The following is a 20,489-nucleotide window of genomic DNA, read 5'->3' on the forward strand; positions in this document are numbered from 1 at the left end:
CGATCGGCTCCCGGGCCCCTTGGACGCCCCACGGGCCGTCAGAAGGTGTAGCGCATCACGCGGTTGTACTTCCGCAGCACCGGTATCACGTTCATGATCCGGCACATGACCCGCGAGATCCACGGCATGTGCGACACGTACGGCGAGTCGGTGAAGGTCCACTCCATCTTGTGCTCGATCCGCGGGTCCCACCGCTCCAGGGCCTTCGGGTCCTCCAGGCCCCAGATGAACCGCTGGCCGGTCGCCTTGACCGTCCAGTGCTTGTTCATCGCCTTCACCGAGAACGGCGTGTAGGCGTCGAACAGCAGCTCGCCCGAGGGGAACCGGCCGGTGATCCGGGTGACGAGGTCGCGGACCTGCTCCTCGGTGAAGTAGACGAGGACGCCCTCGGCGACGACGAGCACCGGCCGGTCGGCGGGGATCGAGTCCAGCCAGTCCGGGTCGAGGGCCGAGGCGCCGATGACGTGGTGGTGGTCCCGCTCCGGGAACAGGTCGCGGTACATCTGCGCGACCTCCGGCAGGTCCAGGTCGTACCACTCGACCTCGTCGGAGGGGTCGATGCGGAAGACGCGGCCGTCGAGGCCGGCGCCGAGGTGGAGCACGACGGAGCGCGGGTTGCGGCTCAGGAAGTCCTGCACCCAGCGGTCCACCTCCTTGCCGCGGATGGCGAGGGAGATCGCGTCGTCGTCGCGCATCTTGAGCTGGACCTTCAGCTCGTCGTAGTCCTCGATGGACTCGACCGCCTGGACCGCGAGGCGGTCGCCCAGGATCGGGCGCCCCGACTTGGCGTCATGGGCCCGTGAGTAGAGGGCGACGAGGAGGTTTCTCGTCGCCGCGCTGAACTGCACCTTGGTCTGCATGGGGACACCCATCTCGGTTCGTTCGGTCGATCGGGTACGCCGCGGACGGCGCGCGGGCGTCAGCGCCCCGCCGGCACCGCGGTGAAGGCCGCGAGGTCCTCGATGACCGCCCGGGTCACACCGGCCTGCTGCGGGGTCAGGTAGAAGTGGCCGCCGGGGAAGGTGCGCAGGCCGAACCCGCCGCTGGTCAGCTCCCGCCACTCCATCGCCTCGGGGACGCTCACGCGCGGGTCCGACTCGCCCGTGAGGACGCTGACCGGGCACTTCAGGGCCGGTCCCGGCCCGTCGGGGCGGTAGCGGTAGGTCTCGATGGCCTTGTAGTCGCTGCGGATCGCCGGCAGGACCATCCGCAGCAGTTCCTCGTCGGCCAGCAGGCCCGCGTCGGTGCCGCTGAGGGCCCGGATCTCGGCGATCAGCGCGTCGTCGCCGCGGGTGTGGACGTTCTCCTCGCGCCGGACGGTCGGCGAGCGCCGGCCGGACGCGATCAGGCCGGCCAGCGGAACGCCCTCGCGCTCGAACCTGCGCGCGAGCTCGAAGGAGAGCACCGCGCCCATGCTGTGCCCGAACAGCACCAGCGGCTTGTCCGTCCAGGGCAGCAGCGCCCGGTGGATCTCCTCCACCAGCGCGGCCACGTCGTCCAGGGGCGGTTCGGCCCGGCGGTCCTGGCGGCCGGGGTACTGCACGGCCAGTACCTCGGCGTGCCCGGCCAGCTCCTTGGAGAAGGGGAAGAAGAAGGACGCGCTGCCACCGGCGTGCGGCAGCAGCACCAGCCGGTGGTGCGCCTCCGGCGCGGGGTGGAAGCGCCGGATCCACAGGTCGCCGTGCTCGTCGGGGGTGCTCATCTCCGTACCTCTCCTCGGTCGTGATCGCCTGTCGGGTGCGCCGGGGCTCCGGCGGCACGGTGGGGGGGCTCAGACGCCGATGTCGCTCATGCCCCAGAAGACGCGCATGTCCTCGATCAGGCCGTCGGCGTTGATGGTGAAGACGTCCACCGCGTTGATGTTGGTGCGGGTGCGGTTCGGGTCGAGGATGTTGGTCATCGTCGCGGCGACCGGAACGGCGACCTGCTTGCCGTCCTGGCCGACGGAGGCGTGGCCGGGGGCGACGGTGACCTCGGCGGCGATGTTGCTGTGGAAGTACTCGCGCTGGGCGGCGCGGCCGACACGGGGCTCACGGCCGACCGGGTCCTCGATCCGGGCGTCCTCGGTGAAGTGGGTGAGGATGGCGTCGATGTCGCCCTCGTTCACCTTGCGGAAGTACTCCGCGACGATTTCCTTGCGCTTCTGCTCGTCCAGCATGAGGGGGTCCTCCACGGTCGTGATCGATGTACGTACGCGGGCGTGACGGTAGGCGCGTGGCTTAAAGCCGCGCTTAAGACACCGGGCGGGCGGGTCCGGACACGCGTCCACCCCCGGTCGTCAGGGCCGGGGGTGGACCGTTTCAGGGGTGCGCGCGGGCTCCTCAGCCGAAGATCCAGAACCGTTCGCGCTGGAAGGGGTAGGTCGGCAGGTCCACGCCGCGGGCTCCGCCGCCCTCGAACACCGCGGCCCAGTCGACGGGCTCGCCGGCGCTGTGGAAGGCCGCGGCCAGGGCCAGCGGCTCACCGGCCACCGCGTCCGGGGAGGGGGCGGGGGCCGGGGCGGCGGCCAGGGCCTCGGCGAGGCCCTCGGTCCAGTCCTCGCCGAGCGGCTCGCCGGAATCGGCGTCCAGGAGGGCGATTTCCGGCCGTGCGGCCCCCGTCACCCGGGGCCGTCCGCCGTCCGCGAGGACGGCCAGCGCCTCCACGGCCTGCTCCAGGGTGAGCGCGCCCGCCACGTGCGCGGCGGCGAGCCGGCCGGGGCCGGACACCAGCAGCGCCTGCGGGGCCAGGCCCCAGCTCTCGTACAGCCGGAACAGGGCCACCTCCTCGGCGAAGGCCTCGGCCACGGCCGGGAAGGGCGCCGCGAGCCGGACGTCGAGGTGTGCGCGTACGGCGTCCCAGGCGTCGGCGAAGACGGGCCGGGCCGCGTACAGGGCGTCCGCGAGGCCGCGTACGGCCCCGGTGAACGCGATCCGCGCGGTGCCTTCCGTGACGGCCCGGGGGTGCTCCTCGCCCCGCTCGACGGCGGCCAGCGCGGCCAGGAGCTCCTCGCGGCCCGCGGCGAGCAGCACCGCGCGGTGTTCGAAGGCGGCCCGGCCGGTGGCCAGGGTGAAGCCGACGTCGGCGGGGTCGAGGGCGGGGTCCTCGGCGAGTGCGGCGCCGATGCGCGCCGCCTGGGCCCGGAGCGCCTGCGGGGTGCGGCCGGACAGCGGGACCGCGACGGTGCCCGGGGCGGTACGGGCCGGGGCGGCGGGGGCCGGCTCCGGGGCGGGCGGCGCTTCGAGGATCAGGTGGGCCTGGGTGCCGCTGGCGCCGAGCGAGGAGACGCCGGCCCGGCGCGGGCGGCCGGTCTCCGGCCACGGGGTGGGCTCGGTGACCAGGCGGACGGCGCCCGCCGACCAGTCGACGCGGCTCGTGGGCTCCTTGACGTTCAGGGTCTGCGGGAGCAGCCCGTGCCTCAGGGACAGCACCGTCTTGATGACGCCGGTGACCCCGGAGGCGGACTGCGGGTGGCCGATGTTGGACTTGACGGTCGACAGCAGCAGCGGCCGGCCGGCCGGGCGGTCCTGGCCGTACGTCGCCAGCAGGGCTTCCGCCTCGATGGCGTCGCCGAGCGGGGTTCCGGTGCCGTGGCCCTCGACCGCGTCCACGTCCCGGGCGCTCAGGCCGGCGTCGGCCAGGGCCTGCCGGATGAGGCGCTGCTGGGAGATGCCGCTGGGGGCGGTGAGGCCGTTGCCGGCGCCGTGGTGGTTGACGGCGGAGCCCCGTACGACGGCCAGGACCGGGTGGCCCAGGCGCCTCGCCCGGGAGAGGCGTTCGACGAGCACCATGCCGGCGCCCTCGCCCCAGCCGGTGCCGTCGGCGTCCTCGGAGAACGGCTTGCAGCGGCCGTCGGCGGCGGCGCCGCCCATGTGGTGCCAGGCGACCGGGGCGGACAGGACGGTGACGCCGCCCGCGAGGGACATCGCGCACTCGCCGCGCCGGACCGACTGCACGGCGAGGTGCAGGGCGACGCCGGACGAGGAGCAGCCGGTGTCGACGGTGAGGGTCGGGCCGTGGATGTCGAGGGCGTAGGCGACCCGCCCGGAGGCGATGGCCGGGGCGATGCCGCTGCCGAAGTGCGGTTCGCTCTCCTCGGGGATCCGCTCCGTCGGCAGGAAGCCCTGGTATCCGACGCCGATGTAGAGGCCGATCTGCTCGTCGGTGAGGCCGCGGGGGTCGACCCCGGCGCGCTCGAACGCCTCCCAGGCGGTTTCGAGCAGGATCCGCTGCTGGGGGTCCATGACGAGGGCCTCGGCCTCGGAGATGCCGAAGAAGGAGGCGTCGAACTCGCCGATGCCGCGCAGCAGTCCGGCCTGGCTGAGGGTCTTGACGGCCTGGAAGCCGTCCTCGCCGCCGCCGTCGGCCGCGCCTGCGCCTGCGCCCTCGGAGAGGTCGGCGATCCGCCAGCCGCGGTCGCGCGGCAGGTCCCCGACGAGGTCCTCGCCCTCGGAGACGGCCTGCCACAGCTGTTCGGGGGTCTCTATGCCGCCGGGGAGGCGGCAGCTCATGCCGACGATGACGACCGGGTCGTCGTCCTCGGCGGCGCCGTGGCCGGTGGCGGGCGCGGCGGTCTCCTGCTCGCCGGTGCCCAGGAGTTCGGCGCCGAGGAAACGGGCGAGGGCGACCGGGTTCGGGTGGTCGTAGACCAGGGTCGCAGGCAGGGTCAGTCCGGTCGCGGCGGTGAGCCGGTTGCGCAGTTCGACGACGGTGAGCGAGTCGAAGCCGAGCTCCTTGAAGGCCCGGCCCGCCTCGACGGCCTCGCCCGAGGCGTGGCCGAGCACGGCGGCCGCCTGGGCCCGGACGAGGTCGGTCAGCAGCGTGGCGCGCTCGCCCGGGGAAGCCGCGCGCAGACCCCGGACCAGGTCGGAGGAGGACTCGTCCACGGGCTGGGGCGCGGTGGGCGCGGCCTGCGGCACGAGGTCGGTGAGCAGGGCGCTGGGGCGTTCGGAGGTGAAGCCGGGCGCGAAGCGGGACCAGTCGACGTCGGCGACGGCGACGAAGGCCTCGTCGTGTTCGACGGCCTGGACCATGGCGTTCAGGGCGGCCTGCGGATCCATCTCGAGGACGCCGCGGCGCTGCATGTACTCCTGCGCCCCCTCCAGTTCCATCATGCCGCCGCCGCCCCAGGCGCCCCAGGCGACGGAGGTCGCGGTCAGGCCGCGGGCCCTGCGCCGTTCGGCGAGCGCGTCGAGGTAGGCGTTGGCGGAGGCGTAGGCGGTGTGCCGGGCGGCGCCCCACACGCCGGAGTTGGAGGAGAAGAGGACGAAGGCGTCGAGGGCGGTGCCGTCGAGGAGGGCTTCTAGGTGGTCGGCCCCGGCCACCTTGGCGGCCGACAGCTGTTCGAACTCCGCGGCGGTGGTCTCGGCGCCGAGGGTGTACTGCGGTACGCCGACGGCGTGGACGACGGCGGTCAGGGGCTGGTCGGCCGGGATCGCGTCGAGGACCGCCTTGAGCCGGTCGCGGTCGGACACGTCGCAGGCCGGGATGGTGACGTCGGCGCCCAGGGCCCGGAGTTCGGCGGCGAGTTCCGCCGCCCCGGGGGCGTCGGCGCCGCGCCGGCTGGTGAGGACGAGGTGGGCGGCGCCGGTGGCGGCGAGACGGCGGGCGACCTGTGCGCCGACGCCTCCGGTGCCGCCGGTGACCAGGACGGTCCCGGACGGCTGCCAGCGGCGGACCGGCTCGCGGTCGCCGAGCGGGGCGCGCACCAGGCGGCGGCCGAGGACGCCGCTGGTGCGGACGGCGACCTGGTCCTCGTCGCCGTAGCCGCCGGCCAGGACCTTGGCGAGCCGGCCGAGGGCGCGCTGGTCCAGGGTCGCCGGCAGGTCGACGAGGCCGCCCCAGCTGCCGGGCTGTTCGAGGGCGACGACCCGGCCGAGGCCCCAGACGCGGGCCTGTGCCGGTACGGCGGGGGTGTCGGCGCGGCCTGCGGCCACGGCTCCCTGCGTGGCGGCCCAGTGCCGGGCGGTGATCCCGGCGTCGGCCAGGGCCTGGACGAGGACGTGGGTGCCCGTGGCGCCGGCCGCCTCGTCGAGGCCGAGGAGGGAGAGGACGCCGCCGAGGCCGGGCAGGGCGGCGGTGGCCTCGCCGAGCCGGGCGGTGAGGGCGGAGCGGTCGGCGGTGGCGGGGTCGGTCTCCAGGACGACGGTCTCGACGCCGTGGGCCGCGAGGCCGGCGGCGACCGTGCCGGCCACGCCGTCGGCGGCGGGCGGGGTGACGAGCAGCCAGGTGCCGGCCGGGGCGGACGTGGCGGGGTCCGCGGTCAGCGGGGTCCAGGCGGCCTTGTAGCGCCAGGAGTCGAGGGTGGAGCGGGCCTGCTGTCCGCGCCGCCAGGTGGCGAGGGCGGGCAGCAGCTCACCGAGGGCCCGGCGCTCTTCGAGGGCGAGGGTGCCGGCCAGGGCCTCCAGGTCCTCGGCCTCGACGGCCGCCCAGAACCGGGCCTCGGTCTCGTCGGCGGTGGCGGGGCCGGTGGTGGGCGTCTCGGGCCGGACGGGGGCGGGCTTGAGCCAGTAGCTCTGGCGCTGGAAGGCGTACGTCGGCAGGGCGACGGGGACGGCGTCCCGGCCGCCGAGGACGGAGGTCCAGTCGACGTCGACGCCGCGGGTCCAGGCGGTGGCGAGCGAGGTGGTGAACCGGGCCAGGCCGCCCTCGCCACGGCGCAGGGTGCCCGTCGCGAGGATCTCGGCGCCCGCGGCTTCGGCCGTCTCCACCAGCCCGTACGTGAGCACCGGGTGCGCGCTCGACTCAACGAACGCCCGGAAACCGTCCGCCAGCAGGGAGCGGACGACGGGTTCGAAGGAGACGGGCCGCCGGCAGTTCTCGTACCAGTACGCGGCCGTCAGCTCGGGACCCTCCAGGACCTCCCCGGTGACGGTGGAGTACAGCGGAACCGAACCCGTCCGGGGCTCCACGAAGCCCAGCAGGTCCAGGATCCGCTCCTTCAGCGGCTCCACCTGGGCGCAGTGGGAGGCCACCGTCGACGGCACGATCTTCGCGCGCACGCCCTCGGCCTCCAGGGCCGCGACGAGCTCCTCCAGCGGGGCGACCTCACCGGCCACGGTCACCGAGCTCGGGCCGTTGATCCCGGCGATCGACAGCGCGTCCCCGTACGGGGCGATCCGCGACTCGGCCTCGGCGCGCGACAGGGAGACGGAGGCGACGGCGCCGTTGCCGACGAGCTCGTCGGCGAACAGCTGCGAACGGAGCACGACGACCTTCGCGCCGTCCTCCAGCGACAGCGCACCCGACACGACCGCGGCGGCGATCTCACCCTGCGAGTGACCCACCACAGCGTCGGGCACCACACCCGCCGCACGCCACAACTCCGCCAGCGAGACCATCACGGCGAACAGGACCGGCTGCAGCACCTCGATCCGGGTCAGATCCCCGTCCCCGCGCAGCACCCCCTCCACCGACCAGCCGACATGCGCCTCCACCGCCGCCGCGACCTCCGCGAACCGCGCCGCGAACACCGGCGAGGAATCCAGCAGCTCGACACCCATCCCGGCCCACTGGGAGCCCTGACCGGGGAAGACGAACACCGTCTTGCCGCCCGCGTCCGCCACACCCGCCGCGACGGGCGAGTCGAGGCCGGCGAGCAGTTCCTCGCGGGAGGAGCCGAAGGCCACGGCCCGGTGGTCGAACGCCGACCGGGTCGCGGCCAGGGAGAGGGCCACGTCCTCGGGCCGCAGCGCGGGGTCGGACCGGACGAACTGGCGCAGGCGGGCGGTCTGCGCGGTCAGCGCCGCCGCCCCCTTGCCGGACAGCACCCACGGGAGCGGTCCGCCGGTGCCCACGCCCGGGGCGGCGGCCGGTTCCCCCTGCGGCTCGGGAGCGGCGGGGGCGGCGGGGGCCTCGGGGGCGGCTTCCAGGATGGCGTGCGCGTTGGTGCCGCTGAGGCCGAAGGAGGACACGGCGGCCCGGCGCGGGTGGTCGGTCTCGGGCCAGGACCGGGACTCCAGCAGGAGTTCGACGTCGCCGGCGGCCCAGTCGATGTGCGGGGAGGGCGCGTCCACGTGCAGGGTCTTGGGGAGCACCCCGTGGCGCAGCGACATGACGGTCTTGATGATGCCGCCGACGCCGGCCGCCGCCTGGGTGTGCCCGATGTTGGACTTGATCGAGCCCAGCCACAGCGGCCGGCCCTCCGGGCGGCCGCGCCCGTAGGTGGCGAGCAGGGCGTTGGCCTCGATGGGGTCTCCGAGGGTGGTGCCCGTACCGTGCGCCTCGACCGCGTCGACCTGGTCGGGGGTGAGCCGGGCGTTGGCGAGCGCGGCCCGGATGACGCGCTGCTGGGCCTTGCCGCTGGGGGCGGTGAGGCCGTTGGAGGCGCCGTCCTGGTTGATGGCGGAGCCCCGGATGACGGCGAGTACCTCGTGGCCGTTGCGGCGCGCGTCGGAGAGCTTCTCCAGCAGGACCAGGCCGACGCCCTCGGAGAAGGAGGTCCCGTCGGCGCCGGCCGCGAACGCCTTGCAGCGGCCGCTGAACGCCATGACGCCCTGGGCGCTGAAGCCCACGAACAGGCCGGGGGACGCCATCACGGTGACCCCGCCGGCCAGGGCGAGCGAGCACTCGCCCTGGCGCAGCGCCTGGGCCGCGAGGTGCACGGCGACCAGGGAGGAGGAGCACGCGGTGTCGATGGTGACCGCGGGGCCCTCGAAGCCGTACGTGTAGGAGAGCCGGCCGGAGATCACACTGGCCACGGAGCCGGTGACGAGGTGCCCCTCGGCGCCCTCGGCCTCGTCGCCGAGGCTCTGGGCGTACGAGGGCTGGGAGGCGCCGATGTAGACGCCGGTCTGGGTGCCCTTGAGCCGGACCGGGTCGATCCCGGCCCGCTCCAGCGCCTCCCACGAGGCCTCCAGCAGCAGCCGCTGCTGCGGGTCCATGGCGAGGGCCTCGCGCGGCGAGATCCCGAAGAACGCGGCGTCGAACTCGTCGACGTCGGGGACGAACGCGGCTTCGCGCACCGTTCCCGTGTCGCCGAGGTCCCAGCCGCGGTTGTCGGGGAAGCCGGAGACGGCGTCCCCCTCCTTGGCGACGAACTCCCAGAGGTCTTCGGGGGATTCGATGCCGCCGGGGAAGCGGCAGCTCATGGCGACGACGGCGATGGGCTCGTGCGCGGCGTCCACCAGGTGCTGGTTCTGGCGGCGCAGCCGTTCCGTCTCCGTCAGCGACGCCCGCAGCGCTTCGACGACCTTTTCCGAGGGGGTGCTCATGGGTGTGATCTCCGGATCTCGTCTTCGCGTATCAGTGGTTGTCGCCGTCCAGGGCCAGGGACACGAGATCGTCGAGGTCCATCGTGGCGATCGAGTCCTCCCGTGCCCCGGTCTGATCGGACGTGGGCGGTTCGGCCGCCGGGCTGCCCGCCAGCCGCAGCAGCGTGTCGAGGACGCCCGCTTCGCTCAGCCGGGCCAGCGGGAGGGTGGCCAGGGCCCGCCGCAGGTGTGCCTCGTCGACCGGTGCGTCGGTACCCGTCGCGCCCGCCGCGGTGTCCGTCGCCGCGGTCTCCGGGGCGAGTTCGTCCCGGAGGTGGTCCGCGAGTTCGACCGGGGTGGGGTGGTCGAAGACGATGGTCGCGGGCAGCCTCAGTCCGGTGGCCGCGCCGAGCCGGTTGCGCAGCTCGACGGCGGTCAGCGAGTCGAAGCCGAGCTCCTTGAAGGCCCGGTCGGCCTCGATGGATCCGGGGCTGGCGTGGCCGAGGACGGCCGCCACGTTGGTCCGTACGAGGTCCAGCAGTACGTTGCGGCGGCGCTCGGCGGTGAGCCCGGCGAGCTTGCGGGTGAGCGCGGAGCCGTCCGGTTCCGCCGTGGCCGCGGTTCCCGCGGCCCGCCGCACCGGGGTGCGGACGAGGGAGCGGTACAGCGCGGGCAGTGCGGCCCCGCCGGCGGAGTCGCGCAGCGCAGCCGGGTCGAGCCGGACGGGCACGCTCAGTGCCTCGTCCTGGTCCACGGCCGCGTCGAACAGGGCGAGGCCCTGCTCCGCGGTGAGCGGGGTGACGCCGCCGCGGCTGAACCGGGCCAGGTCGGTCTCGTCGAGGCCGGCCGTGAGCTCGCTGGTCTGGTGCCACATGCCCCAGGCGAGGGAGGTGGCGGGCAGGCCCTGGGCCCGGCGGTGGTGGGCGAGCGCGTCCAGGTAGGTGTTGGCGGCGGCGTAGTTGGCCTGGCCGGAGTTCCCGGTCACGCCCGCGGCCGAGGAGTAGAGCACGAACCGGCGCAGGTCCAGGTCGCGGGTGAGCTCGTGGAGGTTCCACGCGGCGTCCGCCTTGGGCCGCATGGCGCGCTCCATGCGCGCCGGGGTGAGCGAGGCGAAGACGCCGTCGTCGACGACCCCGGCCGCGTGCACCACGCCGGTCAGCGGCCGGTCGGCGGGGATGGCGGCGAGGAGGGCGGCCAGCGCGTCGCGGTCGGCGGCGTCGCAGGCCACGGCCTCGGCCGTGCCGCCCAACTCGGCTATCTCCGCGATGAGTTCGGCCGCACCGGGAGCCTCCGGGCCGCGCCGGCCCGCCAGCAGCAGGTGCCGTACGCCGTGCGTGGTGACCAGGTGCTTGGCGACGAGCGCGCCCAGGGTGCCGGTACCGCCGGTGATCAGGACGGTGCCGGCCGGGTCCCAGCCCTGCGGGACCGTCAGGACGATCTTGCCGGTGTGCTTGGCCTGGCTCATGAAGCGGAAGGCCTCCGGCGCACGCCGGATGTCCCAGGTGCGGGTGGGCAGCGGCCGCAGCCCGTCCGTCTCGAACAGGCCCGCCAGTTCGGTGAGCATCGCGGCGGTGCGCTGCGGTCCGGCCTCGGCCAGGTCGAAGCGGCGGTAGTGGACGCCCGGGTGGTCCAGGGCGACCCGTCCGGCGTCGCGGACGTCGGTGGCGCCGAGCTCGACGAAGCGGCCGCCGCGCGGCAGCAGCCGCAGCGAGGCGTCGACCAGTTCCCCGGCCAGGCAGTCCAGGACCACGTCCATGCCCTCGCCGCCGGTGGCGGCGGAGAAGCGCTCCTCGAAGGAGGCGTCGCGGGAGGAGGCGATGTGGGCGTCGTCGAGACCGGCCGCGCGCAGCGCGTCCCACTTGCCCTCGCTGGCCGTGCCGAACACCTCGGCACCCAGGTGGCGGGCGATCTGCACCGCCGCCGAACCCACACCGCCGGCGGCGGCGTGCACGAGCACCCGCTCCCCCGCCTTCAGGCCCGCCAGGTCCACCAGCGCGTAGTACGCGGTGAGGAACGCGGCGGGCACCGAGGCGGCCTTCTCGAAGGACCAGCCCCCGGGGACGCGGGCCACCATCTGGGCGTCGGCGACCGCGAGGGGGCCGAAGGCGTACGGCACCATGCCCATCACCCGGTCGCCGGGGGCGAGGTGGGTGACGCCCGGGCCGGTCTCGACGACCACACCGGCCGCCTCGCAGCCCATGAACCCGCCGCCCGGGTACATCCCGAGGGAGACCAGGACGTCGCGGAAGTTGAGCCCGGCGGCGTGCACGGCGATGCGCACCGCCCCCTCGGGCAGCGGTCCCGCCGCCTCCGGACGGGGCAGCAGGGCCAGGTGGTCGAGGGTTCCGGCGGCGGTGGTGTCCAGGGCCCAGGCGGCGGCGCCGTCCGGTACCGGCAGGGCCGTGCCCGAGCCGGCCCGGACCAGGCGCGGCGCCAGGGCGGTGCCGGCGCGCAGTGCGGTCTGCGGCTCGTCGTGGACGAGGGCCGCGGCGACCGCGCCCCGCAGGGCGGCGGCCGACTCCTCGGTGGTGTCGAGGTCGGCGATCAGGAGCCGGCCGGGGTTCTCGGCCTGGGCGGAGCGGATCAGCCCCCAGGCGGGCGAGTGCGCGAGGCCGGTGGCGTCCTCTCCGGTACGGGTGGCGACCGCGCCGTGGGTGAGGACGACCAGCCGGGATCCGGCGAAGCGTTCCCCGGCCACCCACTCCTGCACGGTGGCGAGCAGGGCGGCCGCGTCGGCGTGGACCGCGTCGAGCGCACCGTCCGGGGCCGGGCCGGCGGCCGGGTCTCCGTACGGCAGGACCACGGTCTGCGGCAGGGCCGTGCCGTCGGCGGCGGCGAGGGCCGCGAGGTCCTCGTACCGGTCGACGGCGGCGCCCGCGCCCTCCAGGGCGGCGGCGATGCCGGGTGCGGCGGAGCCGATGACGGCCCAGTTCCCGGCGGCGGAGGCGTCGGCGGAGGTGGGCAGTTCCGTCCAGTCGAGGCGGAACAGCCCGTCGGTGCCGCCGTCGCCGCCCTGGCGGAGGGTGGCCGTGTCGACGGGACGCAGGACGAGCGCCTCGACGGTGGCGACCGGTGCGCCGGCCGCGTCGCAGACGTCCACCGCGACGGTGTCGGTGCCCGCCGCGCTGACGCGGACCCGCAGGGTGCCGGCGCCGGCCGCGTGGAGGGCGACGCCGCTCCAGGCGAAGGGCAGCCGGGCCTGACCGGTCAGCTCGATGAACTCGCCGAGCCGCATGGCGTGCAGCGCGGCGTCGAGCAGGGCGGGGTGCAGGAGGTAGCGGGCCGCTTCGCCCTGGTGGCTGTCGGGCAGCGCGACCTCGGCGAAGACGTCCCCGGTGGACTCCTGGCGCCACGCGGCGCGCAGGCCCTGGAAGGCGGGGCCGAACTGGTAGCCGGTCTCGGCCGCGGCGGCGTAGAAGCCGTCGAGGTCGACGGGTTCGGCGGCGGCGGGCGGCCAGGCGGTCAGGTCGCGGCCGGGGGTGCGGACGTCCCGGGCGAGGACACCGCTGGCGTGGCGGGTCCAGGGCAGGTCGGCGGGGGCGTCCTCGGCGCGGGAGTGGATGGTGACCGGACGGGTGCCGGCGGCGCCGTCGGGGCCCACCAGCACCTGGAGGTGGACACCGCCGCGGGCCGGGAGGACCAGCGGTGCTTCGAGGGTGAGCTCGTCCAGCAGCGTGAACCCGGCTTCGTCGGCGGCGCGGACGGCCAGTTCGACGAAGGCGGTGCCGGGGAGGATGGGCGTGCCGGACACCGCGTGGTCGGCGAGCCAGGACTGGGTGTCGGGGGCGATCCGGCCGGTGAACAGCAGGCCTTCGCCGCCCGCGAGGCTCACGGCCGCACCGAGCAGCGGGTGCCCGGCGTCCGAGAGCCCGAAGCCGGTGGCGTCGCCGGAGAAGGGCGGCAGCGGATCGGGCCAGAAGGGCTCGTTCTGGAAGGCGTACGTGGGCAGGTCGACGCGTGCGGTGTCCTGGCCGGCGTAGACGGCCTGCCAGTCGACGGGGGCGCCGTGGGTCCAGGCCTCGGCGAGGGAGGCGAGGAAGCGCTGGGCTCCGCCTTCGTCGCGGCGCAGGGTGCCCTGGGTGACGGCGGAGGTGCCGGCGGCCTCGATGGTCTCCTGGACGCCGATGGTCAGCACCGGGTGGGCGCTGGACTCCACGAAGACCTTGTGGCCGCGCTCCAGCAGGGCGCTGATGGCGTCCTGGAAGCGGACGGTGCGGCGGAGGTTGGTGTACCAGTACTCGGCGTCCAGCTCCGACCCGTCGGCCCACTCCCCGGTGACGGTGGAGAAGAACGGGATCTCGGCCGTCCGCGGCTCGATCCCGGCCAGCAGACCGATGACCTCGTCGCGGATCGACTCGACCTGGGGGCCGTGGGACGCATAGTCCACGTTGATGCGGCGGGCACGGACGCCGTCGGCCTCGCAGGCCGCCATCAGCTCGTCCAGAGCCTCCGGATCACCCGAAACCACCGTCGACTGCGGACCGTTCACCGAAGCCAGCGCCAGGCGCTCACCCCAGGCGGAGATCCGTTCCGCCACGGCGTCGGCCGCAGCCGCGACCGACACCATCCCGCCCTTGCCCGCCAGCGCGAGCAGCGCCTTGGCACGCAGAGCCGACACCTTCGCGGCGTCCTCCAGCGACAACGCGCCCGAAACAGCAGCAGCCGCGATCTCACCCTGCGAGTGGCCGACGACCGCCGCCGGAACGACACCCGCCGCACGCCACAGCTCGGCCAGGGACACCATCACCGCCCACAGCGCCGGCTGGACCACGTCGACCCGGTCGAAACCGGGCGCGCCGTCCTTCTGGCGCAGCACATCCAGCAGCGACCAGTCCGTGTGCGGGGCCAGGGCCTCGGCGCACGCGTCCAGGCGGGCCGCGAACACCGGCGAGGAGTCGTACAGCTCCACCGCCATCCCCGCCCACTGCGAACCCTGACCCGGGAACACGAACACCGGGCGGCCGGTGCCCTTGACGACGGCGCCCTCGGTGACGCCGACGGCGGGCGTGCCCTCGGCCAGGGCCGTGAGCCCGGCGAGGAGTCCGGCCCGGTCGTCGGCCTGGACCGCGGCGCGGCGTTCCAGGGCGGCCCGGGTGGTGGCCAGCGACCAGGCGACGTCCACGGGGCGCGGCGCCCCGGCTCCCTCGGCCGCGGCGAACTCCCGCAGCCGCCCGGCCTGGCCGCGCAGGGCGGCCGTACCGCGCCCGGAGACGATCCAGGGCAGTGCGGCGGCCGGGAAGGCCGGGACGGCGGGTACGCGGACGGGCTCCGCGGCCTGCGGCGCCTGCTCCAGCACGACGTGGACGTTGGTGCCGCTGCCGCCGAAGGAGGACACGCCGGCGCGGCGCGGGCGGCCCGTCTCGGGCCACTGCCGGGCCTCGGTCAGCAGTTCCACGGCGCCCGAGGACCAGTCGATCTCGCGGGACGGCTCGGCGACGTGGAGGGTCTTGGGCAGCACGCCGTGGCGCAGCGCCATGACGGTCTTGATGACGCCGGCCACGCCGGAGGCGGCCTGGGAGTGGCCCAGGTTGGACTTCAGGGAGCCCAGCCACAGGGGCTGCTCGGCGGTGTGGGCCTGGCCGTAGGTGGCGAGCAGGGCCTGGGCCTCGATGGGGTCGCCGAGGGTGGTGCCGGTGCCGTGCGCCTCGACGGCGTCGACGTCGGCGGGGCCGAGTCCGGCGTCGGCGAGGGCCGCGCGGATGACGCGCTGCTGGGCGGGGCCGCTGGGGGCGGAGAGGCCGTTGCTGGCGCCGTCCTGGTTGGCGGCCGTTCCGCGGATGACGGCGAGGACCTGGTGGCCGTTGGCCTGTGCGTCGGAGAGGCGCTCCAGCATGATCACGCCGACGCCCTCGGACCAGCCGGTGCCGTCGGCGTCCTCGGAGAAGGACTTGCAGCGGCCGGACGGGGAGAGTCCGCCCTGCTGGCTGAAGCCGATGAAGACGCCGGGCGAGCACATGACCATCGCGCCGCCCGCGAGCGCCATGCGGCAGTCCCCGGTGCGCAGGGCCTGCACGGCGAGGTGCAGGGCGGTCAGGGAGGAGGAGCACATGGTGTCGACGGTGACCGCCGGGCCCTCCAGCCCGAAGGTGTAGGCGAGGCGGCCGGAGGCGACGGCCGCGGAGGCGCCGAACAGCATCTGGCCGTCGGAGCCTTCGGGCATCTGCACGTCGTGGCCGTAGCCGGGGTATCCGGCTCCGATGAACACGCCGGTGCTGCTGCCCTTGAGGGTGTCCGGGTCGAGGCCGGCCCGTTCGAAGACCTCCCAGGCGGTCTCCAGGAGGAGGCGCTGCTGGGGGTCCATGGTGAGGGCCTCGCGGGGCGAGATGCCGAAGAAGCCGGGGTCGAAGTGGGTGGCGGTGTCGACGAAGCCGCCCTCGCGGACGTAGCTCGTACCGGCCTTGGCGCGGTCGGGGTCGTAGAAGCCGTCGAGGTTCCAGCCGCGGTCGGTGGGGAAGTCGCCGATGGCGTCGCGGCCTTCGGAGACGAGCTGCCACATGTCCTCGGGCGAGGTGATCCCGCCGGGGTAGCGGCAGCTCATGGAGACGATGGCGATGGGCTCGTCGGAGGCGACGGCCCGCGTGGGGGTGGCGCCGGCCGCGGTGGCGGTGTCCTCGGCGCCGAGGAGTCCGGTGCGCAGCAGGCCGGCGACGGCCTGCGGGGTCGGGTGGTCGAAGACCATCGTCGCGGGCAGGGTGAGGCCGGTGGCGGCGGTGAGCCGGTTGCGCAGGTCGACGGAGGTCAGCGAGTCGAAGCCGGTGGCCTTGAAGGCGCGTCCGGGCTCGATCGCGTCGAGGGAGGGGTGGCCGAGGACGGCGGCCGCCTCCCGGCGGACCAGGTCGAGCAGGATGGTGTCCCGCTCGCCCTCGGGGGCCTGCCGCAGGCGCCGGGCGAACTCGCCCGAGGGGCTTCCCCCGTCGGTGTCCTCGTCGGCGCGGGCGGCCCGGGTGGCCTCGCGGGCCTCGGGGATGCCGGTGAGCAGCGGGCTGGGGCGGGTGGCGGTGAAGCCGGGCGCGAAGCGGGACCAGTCGACGTCGGCGACGGCGACGAACGCCTCGTCGTGTTCGACGGCCTGGAGCAGCGCGGACAGGGCGGTCACCGGGTCCATCTCCAGGACGCCGCGGCGGCTCATGTACTCCTGGGCGCCGGCGGTCTCCATGATGCCGCCGCCGCCCCAGGCGCCCCAGGCGACGGAGGTGGCGGTGAGGCCGCGGGCCCGGCGGCGTTCGGCGAGGGCGTCGAGGTGGGCGTTGGCGGCGGCGTAGGCGGTGTGCCCGGCGGCGCCCCACACCCCGGAGTTGGAGGAGAACAGGACGAAGGCGTCCAGGGCGGTGTCACCGAGGAGTTCGTCGAGGTGGGTGGCGCCGGCGGCCTTGCCGGCGAGGACCCGCTCGAACTCCTCGGGCGTGACGTCCTCCAGGACGGTGGACTGGGGGACTCCGGCGGCGTGCACGACCGCGGTGAGGGGGGTGGCGGCGGGTACGGCGGCCAGCAGCGCGGCGACCGCGTCGCGGTCGGCGACGTCGCAGGCCACGGCTTCGGCCTCGGCGCCCAGGGCCCGCAGCTCCATGAGGAGTTCGGCGGCGCCGGGGGCGTCGGGCCCGCGGCGGCCGGCCAGGACGAGGCGTTCGGCGCCCGCGGCGGCGAGCCAGCGGGCCACGTGCGCGCCGACTCCGCCGGTGCCGCCGGTGACGAGGACGGTGCCGTGCGGGCGCCAGTCGCGGTTCGGTTCGCGGTCCTCGAGGGCGGCGCGGACGAGGCGGCGGCCGAAGGTGCCGGAGCCGCGGACGGCGATCTGGTCCTCCTCGCCGGCACCTCCGGCGAGGATCTGGACGAGCCTGGTCAGGGCGCGTTCGTCGGCGGTCGGGGGCAGGTCGACGAGTCCGCCCCAGCCGCGGGGCTGTTCCAGTGCGACGACCCGGCCCAGGCCCCAGACCTGTGCCTGGGCGGGGTCGGCTGCGTCGTCGGAGCGGCCGGTGGAGACGCCGCCGCGGGTCACGGTCCAGAGCCTGGCGCCGGTCACGGCGGCGTCGGCGAGGGCCTGGACCAGGACGAGGCTGTGCAGGGCGCCGTCGGCGCCGAGGCCGGCGAGGGAGAGGACTCCCGTGATCTCGGCGGCGGCCACGGCGGTGCGGATCAGTTCGGCGAGCGCGGTCCGGTCGGTGCCGGTGACGCGTACGGTCACGGTCGAGGCACCGTGCCGGGCGAGCGCGGCGGCGCAGTCGGCGGCCAGGGACTCGTGGGCGGGGTCGGCGGGCAGCACGACCAGCCAGGTGCCGGTCAGCGGCGCCGGGGCGGGTTCCGGGAGGCGGTCCCAGGAGACGCGGTAGCGCCAGGAGTCGACGGTGGAGCGTTCGCGGCGGCGGCGCCGCCAGGAGGACAGGGCGGGCAGCAGCTCGCCCAGCGAGCGGCGCTCCTCCAGGTCGAGGGTGCCGGCGAGGGCTTCGAGGTCCTCGCGTTCGACGGCGTCCCAGAAACGGGCCTCGGTTTCGTCGGCGGGCTGCGTCGCGCCCGTCGCCTCGGCGGTCCCGGCCGCCTCCAGCCAGTAGCGCTGCTGCTGGAAGGCGTAGGTGGGCAGTTCCACGGGGCGGGGTCCGTGCGGGGCGACGAGCGTCGCCCAGTCGACGCCGGCGCCGTGGACCCAGGCTTCGGCGAGGGAGGTGAGGATGCGGCGCGAGCCGCCCTCGTCGCGGCGCAGGGAGCCGAGGGTGACGGCGGCGGCGGCCGTGGTGTCGATGGTCTCCTGCACGCCGATGGTGAGGACGGGGTGGGCGCTGGCCTCGACGAAGATGCCGTGGCCCTCGGCGAGGAGGGCGCGGACGGCCTCCTCGAAGCGGACGGTGGTGCGCAGGTTGGTGTACCAGTACTCGGCGTCGAGCTCCGTGCCGTCGACGAATCCGGCGGTGACGGTGGAGAAGAAGGGGATCTCGGCGGTGCGCGGCTCGATCCCGGCGAGCAGGCCGACGACCTCCTCGCGGATCGACTCGACCTGCGCGGAGTGCGAGGCGTAGTCGACGTTGATGCGGCGGGCACGGACGCCGTCGGCCTCGCAGGCCGCCATCAGCTCGTCCAGAGCCTCCGGGTCACCGGAGACCACGGTGGACCGCGGGCCGTTGACGGAGGCGAGGGAGAGCCGCTCGCCCCAGGCGTGGATGCGTTCGGCGACGCCGTCGGCGGTGTCGGCGACGGACACCATGCCGCCCTTGCCCGCCAGGGCCACGATGGCCCGGGCCCGCAGCGCGGACACCTTCGCCGCGTCCTGCAGCGACAGCGCGCCCGAAACAGCCGCGGCCGCGATCTCACCCTGCGAGTGGCCGACGACCGCCGCCGGGACGACACCCGCCGCACGCCACAGCTCGGCGAGGGACACCATCACCGCCCACAACGCGGGCTGCACGACATCCACGCGGTCGAAACCGGGCGCGCCGTCCTCCTGACGCAGCACCTCCAGCAGCGACCAGTCCGTGTGCGGGGCCAGCGCCTCGGCGCACGCGTCCAGGCGGGCCGCGAACACCGGGGAGGCCTCGTAGAGCTCCACCGCCATGCCGGCCCACTGGGAGCCCTGGCCGGGGAAGACGAGGACGGTCCCGGAGCCCGGCAGGGTGGCGCCCTGCACGACGGTGGCGGCGCCGGGTGCGGCGTCGGCGAGGGCGGCGAGGCCTTCCTGGAAGCCGCTGTCGCCGACGGCGACGACCACGGCGCGCTGCTCCAGGGCGGCGCGGGTGGTGGCCAGGGAGTGGGCGACGTCGGCGGGGCCCGGCGCGCTCTCGCGGGCGGCGAAGGCGCGCAGCCGGTCGGCCTGGGCGCGCAGGGCGCCCGGGGTGTGGCCGGAGAGGGCCCACGGGATCAGCGGGGTGGACAGGACCGCCGGGGTGGCGGCGGCGGGGGCGGCGGCGCCCGCGGCGTCGGCGTCGGGGCCGTCGTGGGCGTCCTGTTCGAGGATGACGTGCGCGTTGGTGCCGCCGACACCGAAGGCGGAGACGCCGGCGCGGCGCGGGCCGCCGTCGCGGGAGGTCCACTCGACGGGTTCGCGCAGCAGCCGTACGGAGCCTGCCGACCAGTCGACCTGGCTGGTGGGCGCGTCGACGTGGAGGGTGCGGGGCAGCAGGCCGTGGCGCATGGCCATGACCATCTTCATCACGCCGGCCATGCCGGCGGCGGCCTGGGTGTGGCCGATGTTGGATTTGACGGAGCCGAGCCACAGCGGCCGGTCCTCGGGGCGGTTCCTGCCGTAGGCGGCCAGCAGGGCCTGCGCCTCGATGGGGTCGCCGAGGGTGGTGCCGGTGCCGTGCGCCTCGACGGCGTCGATCTGCTGGGCGCCGAGGCGGGCGTTGGAGAGGGCCTGCTTGATGACGCGGACCTGGGAGGGGCCGTTGGGGGCGGTCAGGCCGTTGCTGGCGCCGTCCTGGTTGACGGCCGAGCCGCGGATGACGGCCAGGACCTCGTGGCCGTTGCGACGGGCGTCCGAGAGCCGCTCCAGCAGCAGGACGCCGATGCCCTCGGCGAATCCGGTGCCGTCGGCGGAGTCGGCGAAGGCCTTGCAGCGGCCGTCGGCGGCCAGGCCGCGCTGGCGGCTGAACTCGACGAACAGGCCGGGGGTGGACATGACGGTGACGCCGGCGGCCAGGGCGAGGGAGCACTCGTCCTGGCGCAGGGCCTGCACGGCCAGGTGCAGGGCGACGAGCGAGGAGGAGCAGGCGGTGTCGACGGTGACCGCCGGACCCTCCAGTCCGAAGGTGTAGGCGAGGCGCCCGGAGACCACGGCGGCCGCGCTGCCCGTGCCGAGGTAGCCCTCGACGTCGTCGGGGACGGAGTCGAGGTCGGTGGCGTAGCTGGAGGAGGACGCGCCGACGAACACGCCGGTGCGGCTGCCCTTGAGCGACGTCGGGTCGTATCCGGCGCGCTCCAGGACCTCCCAGGTGGCCTCCAGCAGCAGCCGCTGCTGCGGGTCCATGGCGAGGGCCTCGCGCGGCGAGATGCCGAACAGCTGTGCGTCGAAGCCCGGGACGTCCTGGAGGAAGCCGCCCTGCTTGGTGTACGAGGTGCCGACCCGGTCGGGGTCGGGGTCGTAGAGGGCGTCCAGGTCCCAGCCGCGGTCCTCGGGGAAGCCGCCGATGCCGTCGCGGCCGTCGGCGACGAGGTCCCACAGCTGTTCGGGGCTGGCGACCTGTCCGGGGAAGCGGCAGGCCATGCGGACGATGGCCACGGGCTCGGGCTCTTCGAGCTCCTTGACGCGCCGGCGCGCGTTGCGCAGGTCGGCGGTGGCCCGCTTCAGATACTCGCGGAGCTTGTCTTCATTGTTCGTGCTCAACGTCACTCACC

Annotated in this window: 5 protein-coding genes; all 5 read right to left on the reverse strand. The window is 75.3% G+C overall.

All coding sequences use genetic code 11. The features are described from left to right. Positions 1 to 38: 38 nt before the first annotated feature. On the reverse strand, positions 39 to 860 hold the full coding sequence (locus ACZ518_RS33170) for a class I SAM-dependent methyltransferase (RefSeq protein ID WP_469116741.1): 822 nt from the start codon (positions 858 to 860) through the stop codon (positions 39 to 41). A gap of 59 nt (positions 861 to 919) precedes the next feature. Then, positions 920 to 1,702 (reverse strand): thioesterase II family protein, encoded by a 783-nt coding sequence (locus ACZ518_RS33175; protein WP_469116742.1) that lies wholly within the window; start codon positions 1,700 to 1,702, stop codon positions 920 to 922. Positions 1,703 to 1,771: 69 nt separating this feature from the next. Further along, positions 1,772 to 2,158, reverse strand: coding sequence for a nuclear transport factor 2 family protein (locus ACZ518_RS33180; RefSeq protein WP_042804885.1), 387 nt, complete (start codon positions 2,156 to 2,158; stop codon positions 1,772 to 1,774). 163 nt (positions 2,159 to 2,321) lie between these two features. Further along, positions 2,322 to 9,191: a type I polyketide synthase gene (locus ACZ518_RS33185; protein WP_469116743.1), complete on the reverse strand. Its 6,870-nt coding sequence runs from the start codon at positions 9,189 to 9,191 to the stop codon at positions 2,322 to 2,324. A gap of 31 nt (positions 9,192 to 9,222) precedes the next feature. Then, positions 9,223 to 20,478, reverse strand: a complete 11,256-nt coding sequence (locus tag ACZ518_RS33190; RefSeq protein WP_469116744.1) for a type I polyketide synthase — start codon at positions 20,476 to 20,478, stop codon at positions 9,223 to 9,225. Between the last annotated feature and the right edge of the window lie 11 nt (positions 20,479 to 20,489).

The sequence above is a fragment of the Streptomyces sp. NPDC033966 genome, from assembly GCF_055575955.1.

Coding starts and splice junctions, on each gene's coding strand:
- ACZ518_RS33185 (WP_469116743.1), bottom strand. CDS start 9,191: ATGAGCACCCCCTCGGAAAAGGTCGTCGAAGCGCTGCGGGCGTCGCTG.
- ACZ518_RS33170 (WP_469116741.1), bottom strand. CDS start 860: ATGCAGACCAAGGTGCAGTTCAGCGCGGCGACGAGAAACCTCCTCGTC.
- ACZ518_RS33175 (WP_469116742.1), bottom strand. CDS start 1,702: ATGAGCACCCCCGACGAGCACGGCGACCTGTGGATCCGGCGCTTCCAC.
- ACZ518_RS33180 (WP_042804885.1), bottom strand. CDS start 2,158: ATGCTGGACGAGCAGAAGCGCAAGGAAATCGTCGCGGAGTACTTCCGC.